10 protein-coding genes are annotated in these 11,127 nt (G+C 53.0%); 6 read left to right on the forward strand and 4 right to left on the reverse strand.

What is annotated here, in order from left to right; genetic code table 11:
* Positions 1–133 precede the first annotated feature (133 nt).
* Positions 134–892 (forward strand): carbon-nitrogen hydrolase family protein, encoded by a 759-nt coding sequence (locus tag EKL29_RS11690; protein WP_158618931.1) that lies wholly within the window; start codon positions 134–136, stop codon positions 890–892.
* 366 nt (positions 893–1,258) lie between these two features.
* On the opposite strand, the gene EKL29_RS11695 is transcribed toward EKL29_RS11690, so the two are convergent.
* Entirely contained in the window at positions 1,259–2,494 is a 1,236-nt protein-coding gene (locus EKL29_RS11695) for an MFS transporter (RefSeq protein ID WP_126689766.1), read from the reverse strand.
* Between the two features lie 102 nt (positions 2,495–2,596).
* On the opposite strand from EKL29_RS11695, the gene EKL29_RS11700 reads away from it, so the two are divergent.
* Positions 2,597–3,565 (forward strand): AraC family transcriptional regulator, encoded by a 969-nt coding sequence (locus EKL29_RS11700; protein ID WP_126689767.1) that lies wholly within the window; start codon positions 2,597–2,599, stop codon positions 3,563–3,565.
* Positions 3,566–3,644: 79 nt separating this feature from the next.
* On the opposite strand, the gene EKL29_RS11705 is transcribed toward EKL29_RS11700, so the two are convergent.
* Positions 3,645–4,574 carry a LysR family transcriptional regulator gene (locus EKL29_RS11705; protein ID WP_179256456.1) on the reverse strand — a complete coding sequence of 310 codons (930 nt, stop codon included), beginning with the start codon at positions 4,572–4,574 and terminating at the stop codon, positions 3,645–3,647.
* Positions 4,575–4,647: 73 nt separating this feature from the next.
* Between EKL29_RS11705 and EKL29_RS11710 the strand changes: the two genes are divergently transcribed.
* Both EKL29_RS11710 and EKL29_RS11715 read left to right on the forward strand, forming a co-directional pair.
* Positions 4,648–5,592, forward strand: a complete 945-nt coding sequence (locus tag EKL29_RS11710; protein ID WP_126689768.1) for an MBL fold metallo-hydrolase — start codon at positions 4,648–4,650, stop codon at positions 5,590–5,592.
* Positions 5,589–6,563: an alpha/beta hydrolase gene (locus tag EKL29_RS11715; protein ID WP_120458479.1), complete on the forward strand. Its 975-nt coding sequence runs from the start codon at positions 5,589–5,591 to the stop codon at positions 6,561–6,563. The genes EKL29_RS11710 and EKL29_RS11715 overlap by 4 nt, the downstream gene beginning before the upstream one ends.
* Before the next feature lie 615 nt (positions 6,564–7,178).
* Here the strand turns inward: EKL29_RS11715 and EKL29_RS11720 are convergent.
* Positions 7,179–7,949 carry an arylamine N-acetyltransferase gene (locus EKL29_RS11720; protein ID WP_126689769.1) on the reverse strand — a complete coding sequence of 257 codons (771 nt, stop codon included), beginning with the start codon at positions 7,947–7,949 and terminating at the stop codon, positions 7,179–7,181.
* Between the two features lie 98 nt (positions 7,950–8,047).
* Between EKL29_RS11720 and EKL29_RS11725 the strand changes: the two genes are divergently transcribed.
* Both EKL29_RS11725 and EKL29_RS11730 read left to right on the forward strand, forming a co-directional pair.
* Entirely contained in the window at positions 8,048–9,481 is a 1,434-nt protein-coding gene (locus tag EKL29_RS11725; RefSeq protein WP_376749712.1) for a PLP-dependent aminotransferase family protein, read from the forward strand.
* A gap of 309 nt (positions 9,482–9,790) precedes the next feature.
* Positions 9,791–10,018, forward strand: coding sequence for a hypothetical protein (locus tag EKL29_RS11730; RefSeq protein WP_126689771.1), 228 nt, complete (start codon positions 9,791–9,793; stop codon positions 10,016–10,018).
* 85 nt (positions 10,019–10,103) lie between these two features.
* Here the strand turns inward: EKL29_RS11730 and EKL29_RS11735 are convergent, their stop codons facing one another.
* Positions 10,104–10,685, reverse strand: a complete 582-nt coding sequence (locus EKL29_RS11735) for a hypothetical protein (protein ID WP_311779010.1) — start codon at positions 10,683–10,685, stop codon at positions 10,104–10,106.
* Between the last annotated feature and the right edge of the window lie 442 nt (positions 10,686–11,127).

Consider the following 11,127-nt stretch of genomic DNA (forward strand, 5'->3'; position numbering starts at 1 on the left):
TGTTTAGCAGTAAGCTGCTCTGTGCCAGAAGCGGGCGTTTAAGTAAGCATGCTGTCAATCCAGTCTCAAAAAGATGACGCCTGTTATGTATTTTTGAATGATAACTGACAATTTAAAAAATCCGGGAGTAAGCATGGGAAGCGTTCAGAGAAAATTAAAAATCGCAGCAGGACAGTTTGCTCCGGTGCGCGGCTGTATCGATGAGAATATGCGTTATCACGAAATGTTAATTGAGTCTGCGGCATCGGCAGGCGTTAACCTTATCATTTTTCCTGAACTTTCTCTGACGGGTTATGAACCCGAAATAGCTGAAGAACTGGCTCTGGCTGATGAAACCTGTCTGAGTCCACTTCAGGCATTGTCTGACAGATATGATATGACAATTATCGTGGGTGCACCGCTGCGTGTTAGAGATGGAAAACCGGCTATTGGCGCCTATATGCTTTCTTCAAAGCGGCCAGTTTCCTGTTACCGAAAAATGTATCTTCATCCCGGGGAGTCCGACTATTTTTCAACTGGTGATACTGAGTGTGTTTTTAAAGAAAGGACATTTAATATAGGCATTGCCATATGTGCAGATGCAGGGCAGCCAGTGCATGCAGAACGCACGGTGCAGAAGGGTGCTGAAGTGTACCTGAACTCCGTTTTGAGCGCCGGCGGGTTTGATAAAGATTCGGAGCAGCTTCAAAGCTACGCCAGACTTTACGCAATGCCCACGCTGATGGCCAATTATTGTGGCCCGTCAGGTGGCTGGAAACCTGTCGGAAAAAGTTCCGCATGGGATGCAAGGGGTGAACTTATTGCTCAGGCTCCGGAGGATTGTACCGCCCTGGTCATCATGGACCTGCAAGATGGTGAGTGCTCCGGGCAGGTAATTTGCCTCAGTAAATAAAAAGATATTAAAAAGCTCAGCTTGCCTCTTTTATAACTCGTCAGAGATTACCTGTAATGTAAGAGAAAGGTGCTTTTCATTTTCAGATAATCACATGCCATGTGGTTTTATAGCATGAAAGAGTTAAGTCCGCTTTTGGCTCATATCGGACCTTGCCCTTCACGCATGTCCTCTTTGTGCCAGAAGCGGACATGGCTGATAAATGAGTATATTGAGGGCCGCAGGCCATTAAAGCCGGGCGACCGTCGTTATATCTTTGTTGGTTTACTTATCCCTCTCAACTGCGTGATGGCATAGCGGCTATGCTTAAAGCCTGTATCAGGCAACTAAGCTGTCCAATTGAGATGTCCCGACATGTTTAAAGTATCAGTAAAATGGTCTGCTTTGCGTTCCTTCAGTTGATGAAGAGACTCTGACCCGTAATGCAATAATCAGCGCGGCACTTAGCATGATGCATGCCGCAGTAATGAATACACCTGACACGCCGTTCATGCCATATATCAGGCCACCTGTTGCCGCCCCCGCGGCGATTGAAGACTGAACGGCGGCAACCACCATACCTCCCGCGCTCTCTGCCTCATCTGGAAGCGTCCGTGCGACCCAACCTGACCACGCCACCGGTATGCCACCGAATGCTAACCCCCACAGCATGGTCAGGGCAGTAAGCCCTGCTATCGATAAGGGCAGGATGCTCATACCCAGTGCCGCTGCTCCCACCAGAGCGGGCATGACAATTAGCGTAAAATGTAAGCTGCGTTCCATCAGCCATCCTGCCAAAAGTGTCCCTGTAAAGTTAGCCACGCCAAACGCGAGAAGTATCAACGACAGTTCTTTTGCATCTACGTGTGCGAGTCCTTCCAGCGCAGGCCGTATATAGGTAAACAGCGCATACTGGCCAGTGTGTGCAAGCACACACCCCAGCATACCCACGCTAACGCCAGGTCTCTGCAGCAGAGAAAACACGGATACCGTCTTTACCCGAATTACCGGCGGCATCCCGGGCAGCGTGACCCACTGAAAAATCAAAGAGATTCCTCCAACCGCAGCAGCGGCAATAAAGGCGCTACGCCAGCCGAACATCTCTCCCAGATAACTCCCCAGCGGTACGGAAACGACAGTGCCTACCGCGATACCACTAAAAATGATCGACAGCGCTCGCGGTACCAGCCTTTCCGGCACAAGCCGCATCGCGACCGCCGCTGCCATACTCCAGAATCCCCCCAGAGCGATACCCAGCAAGATGCGCATTGCCAGCAGCATTACCATGCCTGAAGAGAGCGCCACCAGCAGATTTGAAAAGATCATAAGGACAGTGAAGCTCAACAGCACGACGCGCCTGTCAAGCGCACGCGTTAATCGCGGTATCAGTAATCCGGCAAATAATGCAACTACCGCCGTAACCGTTACGGCCTGGCCTGCAAGAGACTCTGGCACCCTCAAATCCTGGGCCATGGGCGTTAATAAACTTGCAGGCAGGTACTCTGCGGTGAGTAGGCCAAAAACGCCCATGGTTAACGAAAAGACCGCTCGCCAGGCTGGCTGGATTTGATCATCTCTTTGCAATACGTTTTTGCGAACCCTGACAGAGGCTTCATTAGTCATTTCTGAGTTTCCTGGAAAGTAGGTTAAGGAGATGAAGTCTATTCAGGCGCGCCTGGATGATCTATGCTCTAAAGCCCGCACTTTTTTACCCAAAACCCGAATATGCCTACGACTTCACCCTTTGCCTTATCATCAGAACTCATCAGCGAGCTGCTTTCCGGCCTGCGGCTTTACGGCGTGCGATATCAGCGTATTCAGACTGGTAATACGTTTGGTCTGAACTTCGCAGGCAGGCCTGGCCATGCTTACCTGCACTATGTCGCTGTGGGAGAGGTGGTGCTTCATACTGCAAACGGAGGTACTCTCCCGCTTTCAGCCGGGGAGGCCGTATTTCTTCCCCACGGCGAAGAGCACCAGCTTTTGTCGACAACAGCCACTGACGTGCTGGATATCGATAATATTGAAACGGCGCCACTGGATGAGAAAGTGAGTGGGATTGATACCTGCCCGAGCACCCAGGAAACGCCAGGCGCCGTTTTGTTTTTTGGCTGTATGAAAATTGATTTGGGAAGCATGCAACGGCTGGCGGATGTGATGCCTGAAATTATGCGTGCCGATGCCAACGGGACTCGCTGGCCAGGACTCATGCATACACTTGACGCGATGAAGCGTGAAATATGCTCCGGACGCGTGGGCTATGCAGGCATCCTCGCCAGGCTTGCCGATGTGGTTGGAGCAATGTTTATAAGAGGATGGGTGGAAGAGGGTTGCGGCAATAGCCCGGGACTGGCTGCAGCGCTGCGTGATCCCCGTCTGGCTCAAGCCATTCTGGCGATTCACCGCGAGCCGGGTCGGGACTGGAGCGTGGCAGAGCTCGCTGCCAAATCGCATATATCCCGATCCGCATTCGCCGAAAGATTTCAGACTACCATCGGCATCCCACCGTTACGTTATGCAACGGAAGTAAAGATGCACCTCGCTGTCCGCTGGTTAACGTCAGAAAAAATAACCATAGACATCGCATCGCAACGGTTAGGATACGCCTCACAGGCCGCTTTCAGCCGGGCTTTTAAGCGGGTAACGGGCAAGTCTCCAGGCGCAATACGTATGCTTGATCGGCCCTTTGGATAGCACCATCGTTTTAAGGTAGTGTTCCATCCCGCGGAAGGCATATCAGGATGGGGTTCACTTCAGTTATGACTGGCTGCATTCATGACGGCATCCTGCCCAGGATGCCGCCGATTTCACCCCTCAACCATTGTGATGCGGGATGGTTATCCTCCTGTGCCGTCCAAACCAGTGAAACATCGGGCAACGTCAGTATCATTGGCACCGGGACTACCTGCAGGCCAAATGCCTCACCGTAGCGTTTTGCCATCCGCGTTGGCAACGTGGCAATCAACGGCGCACTCGCAACCATACCCAGTACACCGAGAAATTCCGACGAAGTTGCAACCACGTTGAGTTTTCCGCCTATCGCATCGAGTGCCGATTCAAGACAACCGTGCAAGCTTTCGCTGAGGCTTACCAGCGCGTGCGGCAGGCTTAGGTAATCTTCAAGGGAAATCGCCGATTTGAATGTCATCTTGTCAGGATGGAAAACGCAACTCAGCGACTGTTCGAACAATAGCTGCTGACGATAACGCATCGCCTGGCTGTCAAAACAGCCTATTGCTAAGTCCAGCAACCGGTCATCCAGCATACGGTAGACATCGCGCTGCTGCACCGGGCGGCCATGTAGCTTCACCCCCGGCGCGAGTTGACGCAAGCGTAAGGCGAGCTCCGGCATCAGTAGTAGCTCTACTTCGCTTGAGAACCCCATGCGGAAGATACGTTGATCGGTCGATGGATCGAACTCCGAACGGACATGAATAACCGTCTGCATCATACCGAGCGCTTGCTGCACCGGCTCGGCCAGCGCTAAAGCGCGTTCGGTCGGTTGCATGACCGTCCCGACACGTACAAATAGCTCATCCTGAAATAATGTTCTCAACAGCGACAGGCTGTGGCTCATGGCTGGCTGACGAATTTTCAAAAGTTCTGCAGCCCGGGTGACGCTCCGCTCCCGCATTAGTGCATCGAAGGCAATAAGAAGATTCAGGTCGAAGCTTCTTAAATCGAAATGGTCGATTTGCAACATTATTTGAATCGATTTGGTTAATGTGATTTGTAGTAGTACGCTGACTTACATCATCAGTCAACAGGAAAAAATCATGACGACCCAAGAGACCTTTCTCGTCGGGGATGCGCGTATCATCAAGGTGCCAGAGTTAGCGCTTGATGCAGTAGATGCCACCCAGCTCTTCCCGGAAGACGATTTAAAGCGGTTGATGAGCGATGCAAGTCATTGGGGTGAGCGAAGTTACGATTTTGAGAACGGCCTGCTTCGGCAAAGCATTCACGCCTGGGTGATACAGACCCCGACTCACACCGTCCTGGTTGATACCGCTACCGGCAATGACAAGCTACGTCCAACGGCACCCTTGTTTCACCAGCTCAAAGAGCCTTTCCTGGCGCGTTTGCAGGCGATCGGCGTATCGCCTGAAGCGGTGGACTTTGTCCTGCTTACCCATCTTCACGCCGACCATGTGGGATGGAACACCCGGTTACAAGGCGAACGATGGGTACCGACCTTTCCAAATGCCCGCTACGTCTTTTCCGAGCGTGAATATAGCTACAATCTGGCGCTTTCTCGCGAGCGGGGGGCTGTGGCAAGGATACAGCGGCAGGCAGGAATAGGCACACCGCGTCGTCAGCCACTCGACGGTGTTTTCGAAGATAGCGTCATGCCCGTTGTCGAGGCAGGTTTGGATCAACGCATCGAGATTGACAATACCCTGATCGAGGGCTTCCGTTTCCACTCCACGCCTGGCCACAGCATCGATCATGCCTCTATTTCAGTGACTTTACGGGGTGAAACTGCCTTGTTCTGGGGCGACGTCATGCATCATCCGCTCCAGTTCCGTCGCCCCGAGACCAATTCCGTATACTGCGAGTTTCCAAAAGCGGCACGGCAGTCTCGTCACAAGGCCATGCAGCTCGCTGCCGAACTCGACGCACTGGTTTTCACTACTCACTTCGGAGATAGCTCTGTTGGCAAAGTCAGTCGACAGACTCACGGCTTCGATTGGCAATTCATTCAGGGATCCCGGCCATGAACGACAATACGAACGACTTACTGCTACGCGAAACTTACCTCATCGACAGTGATACCGCTGACATCCAGTTGCAGCTACTCCGCAGGCGCCGGCGCGACATCGGCCGCGCCAGCTCGAGCACGACACTGATGTTGATACACGGTGCCACTTTCCCCAGCGAGAGCCTGTTCGATGTGCCTGTGGATGGCATATCGTTTATGAATGTGCTGGCCATGGCTGGATTCGACGTGTGGGCGGTCGATGCCCGCGGTTATGGCGGTTCGACCCGCCCAACTGAAATGGCGGCACCGCCCGACGCCGCAGCACCACTGACGCCGGCACGGGTCGCGGCACGTGATCTTGCCTCAGCAGTTGAGTATGTTCTCGCCGAGAATGGCATCGAGCGCCTCAGCGTCGTAGCGATGTCCTGGGGAGGCTCGGTCGCGGGGATATATGCCGAACGGCATGGCAAATATATTGAAAAACTCGTGCTGGTGGCACCGCTGTGGCTATCCAGTCGCCCACTGCGCATCGATACAGGGCAGCCGCTGGCAGCGTGGCGTCTGATACATGTCGACGCCTTTCGCGAGGCGTGGCTGGCAGGTGTCCCAGCCGACCAGCACGAAGGCTTGTTGCCACCCGGTTGGTTCGAACAATGGGCGACTGTGACTACCTCCACCGATCCGGACGCTGCGGAGCCGGGTACCATCCGAGCCCCTGGTGGAGCCATCCAGGATGTCCGTGAGCATTGGCTCGCCAATCGTCCGCTCTATGACCCGGGCGCGATTACCGCACCGGTACTGCTCGTTCACGCCGAGTGGGATCAAGACGTGCGAGTCGATATGATGCAGGATCTGTTCAAGCGCTTCGATAACGCCGCCCACCGGCGCTGGATAGAGATTGGCGGCGGCACTCACATGATTCTGATGGAGTCAGGCCGTTGGCAGGCCTTCGATGCAATCATCAACTTCCTAAAAGGACCCTCTCATTGATTTAGGGAATAAACCTGGAGCCGCTGAAGCTGGCAATCGCAGGCGGACACAGGCATATGTCCGCTTTTAGCTGGCCGCTATGGGTCGACTTTACCCTCAGCAATTCGCGACTGGACGTCATAATGTTTATCACGGTCTGCATGACGGTGAGCTGTAGCCACAAGCGATTAATCTGCTCATTGAGCCGGGCAAGTCGAACCCGTGCTATGGCGATGTCTCTGCCTTCACCACGAAGCAGTGGCTGAATAACTGAGATGTGATCCTGACCCCAAATTCTGCTCCATACAGAAACAGGAACTCAGACCTGAATTACTCCATTTCTGCGGCAAACAGAACGTCCGCTTTTCGCTCAAAGCGGACATTTCCCGCTTTAAACCGATACCACTTCATTTCTCCCGGCCCCCTCCGGCATCTCATAGACCGTATGAGCTATCGCGTTAACATCGCGTCGTGGCGCTCTGCTCACCTTACATTTTTGCCCCTCCGCCAGCCGCTGAACGAGTTATAGATCCCCGTGTGCTGCAATTATCCTGAAAAACATGTACCAGTCCGCTTTATGCCAGAAGCGGACCTTGCTTACATCGTACTGTTCTGGTTTACAGGGGCACGTCAGACCTAGTGCAGGGCAGACAAATTGAAGAGGTCTTTCAACACATTTGCAATTTCCTCTTTCGTCAGCGGCTGTTTCTGGAACCGACCTGCGGTGGTTGTCTTAAGCATATCGCCAAGCAGAATAGAGCGTCCCTCGGGGTGATGCTGTATAACAAGCAGCTTTTGCACAAATATGGCATCGGGGTGCGTGGAATTAAGGTAATTGGCCGGGACAAAATCAATCCATTCCTGATGTGACAGGTCAAAAGCATATTGATTAGCCCAGTCTCCTTCAACCTTTGCCTGGAGCAGATAGTCTCCACGCGCGTCACGGCTGAGCCGGAACGTGTCGAAATCCTGCATGATGTCAGTATCAAGCATGTCCAGGGCCATCGGCGCGCGAATGCCGTAGCTACCAAACCCCAGGTCGCAAAGCCACTGACGGCCATCGACTTCCGCTATTACCGCCATATGGGTTTTCGGCCGGCGCGCCGGATAGAACATCGGTCGAGCCGCGACAAAACGGTAGGTAATCCCTAGCGCTTCCAGCGCCATCGCAAACAGCCCGTTGAGCTCATAGCAATAGCCTCCCCGCTTCTGGTGTAACAGCTTGCCGGCAATATCATTGGGTACCATCGAAACGACTTTACCTGCCTGTACATCCAGATTCTCGAAAGGGATCGAAAAGAGCTGGTGTCGCATAATCGCGTGTAGCGTGGCGGTATCGGCAGCCGCACGTCCGCTATAGCTTATACGCCGGAAATAGGTGGAAAGGTCAAAGTTGTCACTGTGCATGTTGCCTCCCTGGCTGGATTGTGTTGGTCACACTATAGATGGAGTCCGCCATCGTCTGTATAGTCAGATTTATCAAAAATCAGACTGTACAGATCACAATGTCCCTGCCGCTCCCGTCGCCTCCCCACTACCGCCGGATTGCCGAGATGTTACGGCTTACCCTTGTTTCAGGTGCTTTGCGACCAGGGGATCGTATAATCTCCGCGCGTAAGCTGGCCGAGCGCGAGCAGGTCAGCCTTCCTACCGCGCTGGAAGCGCTACGTTATCTTGAAGCGGAAGGCCTGATCATTGCGCGCCCGCGCTCGGGCTACTTCGTCCGTCAGATAAACATGCCTGAAAACGCGCAGCCTACCCGCTCTTTGCCTGGCCCCGTGCCGGTGACAATGTCTGCCGTAGCCCGATCCTTGTTCGATAGTGCTGAAGCGCGCCTGGTTCCGCTTGGGGCAGCGTTACCCGACCCCGCCTGGCTGCCCGTGAATCTTCTGCAGCGGGCCCTGCAGACAGCAGGTCGTCGACTGGATGCAGGCGGGCAGAGCTACAGTCTGCCGCCAGGAAGGTCAGACCTGCGCAGTAAGATTGCCGCCCGTGCCGCACTGTGGGGTGCCCTTTTTGGCGCGGACGAGCTGATCATCACAGCTGGCGCAACGCAGGCGCTGCGGCTGGCTCTACATGCTGTATGCCAGCCAGGTGATATTGTGGCGATTGAGCAGCCCGCCTACTTCGGCACGCTCCTGCTGCTTGAAGATTTGGGCCTGAAGGCGTTACAGATCCCCACTGATCCCAAAGATGGCCTGTCGCTGGCCTCGCTCAAAGAAGCTATTCAACGTCACCGTCCCGCAGCGGTCATTGCCTCGCCCACGGTGCAGAATCCACTGGGTGCCAGCATGCCTGTCGCGCGCAAGCGGGAGCTGGTGACTCTGCTTGCCAGCGAGGGCCTCCCCTTGATTGAGGATGATGTGTACGGCGATCTGGCAGGCGGGACCCAGCGTCCACCGGCGTGTAAGGCATTTGACCAGAGCGGAAATGTCATTTATTGCAGTTCACTGTCTAAAACACTTGCTCCGGGCTGGAGAATCGGCTGGATTGCTGCCGGGCGCTATCACGCTAAAGTATTGCAGGCCCGTATGGCCGGCGACTGGGCGGGCGCGCCGCTAATTGAAGCCGCGGCGAGTCAGATTCTGGCAAGTGGAGACTACGATCGGCATTTGCGGCGCCTGAAGCTCAGGATTGCGGAGGGTATACGGGCTGTCATCGCGCAGGTCAGGGCGAGCTTCCCACAGGGCACGCGGGTGGCCGAACCAGAAGCTGGCTTTCTGATTTGGGTGGAACTCCCGCCCCAGACAGATGCGCTGGAGGTACATCGTCGCGCACTTGCCCAGGGCATTGGCGTCAGCCCGGGTCCGCTGTTTTCCCCGGAGGCGGCACTGCAAAATTACCTGCGGCTAAACTGTGCGAATGCACCCACACCTTATCTTTTAAATGCTGTGCGACAGCTCGGCATCATATGCCATGAACTGGCCTGTGGGCACTGATATCTGACCTTTGCCTAAAGCCAACTCATCTAAATTCATGAACCTCTTAGAGGTTGCATGATTAAAAAGATCACAACGTCCACTTTGTGACAGAAGCGTAAGTAACCAACAACAATCTATGTTGAAGAATGGGGAGCAGGTCATCAGGAGTAGATGCTGGCGCGTTATGACGATTTCAGCATTCCCCATATAATGCCTTTGTACTTCAAGCAAATGTGTTCGGAATGCCCTCCTGATACATCTTGTCAAAATGCATTTAAAATCAATACCTTAAAATGTTTTCCGCCATTAAGAAGCAGGGATTCGTATATGTCTAAGATTAAGTTTGAACTGAGGCGTGGAAGCGATGTGCTACGAGATGGCATGTATATGGAATTATCTGTCAGTGAGACATCCCCTTTAAGGCAAGTTGCTGAAGTTTTCTACTCTGACGTTACACAGGAATTCTTTTTGACCTGCTACGAAGAGAACATTCCTCTGGAAGCAGTGGAAAAATTGATTTCGGTGGCGAGGATATCTCTCCCGCCAGTTAAGTAAGAACAATAAAAAATCTATATGGCACAGACCACATTTCAAGGTCTGCTTTTCGCTCAAAGCAGATTATGCCTTGCGTCTGTCCCTGTTATCCAATACTGGACTGAACAGCCATAAGCGTCCTCTTTCGAATCCATCCACTGCCTGCCCGTATTGCCAGCCAGTAAGCGGCCATTTTCAGTTGAGTAGCTCGATCAGGACAGTAAATGAACGTTTCAGTTCGCAACTCATGTTGCCCTTCTTTGATTTCCGTTATCCGATAGCGAAGTAAAAGCTTTGCGCTACCTGGTGTGACAGGCGCCAGATAAGCGTTAGTATCCGGCACGTTTTCCAGGCCAAAATCTGGACGCCAGAATTGTCCGCGCAAGCCGTAGCAGAGCTCGGATGCTGACTTTTCCAGAAAAGTAAAACTGTTCAGGCCAAAGTTGTTAACCGCCTGGGATGGTTTATTACGTCGAAATTTTTGCGGAATTTGTCGCACAGACATCAATAGTCGGATGACGGCGTCCTGCTGAATATCGAATCCTGCTACTAGCGGCAGAATTTTTTCAGGCGAGTACGTCTTAATGACAGCCTGGTGTTTTTCATGGAACTGGAACTGTGGCAAAAAAATGGGGATATCCTGCCATTGAGCAAGTGCTCTACTAGTAACGAATCCGGGGTTCAGCATGTTACCTCCTTGTTATCCTTCAAGCTTAGCCAGAGTAACAGAAGCTTTTTTACAAATAAGAATCTGCATAAGAGTTTGTTATTTTTGAAAGCTTTTACGCCACTAATGCCTGATGCCGGTTATAGAGGAAAAAAACCTGCACGTATCATCTGTATATAGTTGGAACATAATGTCCGCTAATCGCTCAAAGCGGTCCTTCACCTTGAAGCAGTCGCCTTCTTCAACACACAGAGTCAGAACCGAAAAATTCCCACCCTACCCGTCTTTAAAGTTCTCAGGTATTTCATAGGACGTGTCAGCTATCGCGTTAACATCGCGTCGTGGTGCTCTAATCCACTGACACTGTCGCCCTTCCACCAGCCTTTTGAATCGCCACGGGTTTAACAGACACCTCAGAGTCATTTAAGATGGCTTAAAGAGAGGTGCCCATGAGCGGTAAGCG

The organism is Pantoea sp. YU22, assembly GCF_003970755.1.
GTDB lineage: Bacteria > Pseudomonadota > Gammaproteobacteria > Enterobacterales > Enterobacteriaceae > Pantoea > Pantoea piersonii.

Excerpts from the sequence above, each read along its gene's own strand:
- EKL29_RS11715 (WP_120458479.1), top strand. The coding sequence starts at position 5,589 with ATGAACGACAATACGAACGACTTACTGCTACGCGAAACTTACCTCATC.
- EKL29_RS11710 (WP_126689768.1), top strand. The coding sequence starts at position 4,648 with ATGACGACCCAAGAGACCTTTCTCGTCGGGGATGCGCGTATCATCAAG.
- EKL29_RS11725 (WP_376749712.1), top strand. The coding sequence starts at position 8,048 with ATGTCCCTGCCGCTCCCGTCGCCTCCCCACTACCGCCGGATTGCCGAG.
- EKL29_RS11735 (WP_311779010.1), bottom strand. The coding sequence starts at position 10,685 with ATGCTGAACCCCGGATTCGTTACTAGTAGAGCACTTGCTCAATGGCAG.
- EKL29_RS11720 (WP_126689769.1), bottom strand. The coding sequence starts at position 7,949 with ATGCACAGTGACAACTTTGACCTTTCCACCTATTTCCGGCGTATAAGC.
- EKL29_RS11730 (WP_126689771.1), top strand. The coding sequence starts at position 9,791 with ATGTCTAAGATTAAGTTTGAACTGAGGCGTGGAAGCGATGTGCTACGA.
- EKL29_RS11695 (WP_126689766.1), bottom strand. The coding sequence starts at position 2,494 with ATGACTAATGAAGCCTCTGTCAGGGTTCGCAAAAACGTATTGCAAAGA.
- EKL29_RS11700 (WP_126689767.1), top strand. The coding sequence starts at position 2,597 with ATGCCTACGACTTCACCCTTTGCCTTATCATCAGAACTCATCAGCGAG.
- EKL29_RS11705 (WP_179256456.1), bottom strand. The coding sequence starts at position 4,574 with ATGTTGCAAATCGACCATTTCGATTTAAGAAGCTTCGACCTGAATCTT.
- EKL29_RS11690 (WP_158618931.1), top strand. The coding sequence starts at position 134 with ATGGGAAGCGTTCAGAGAAAATTAAAAATCGCAGCAGGACAGTTTGCT.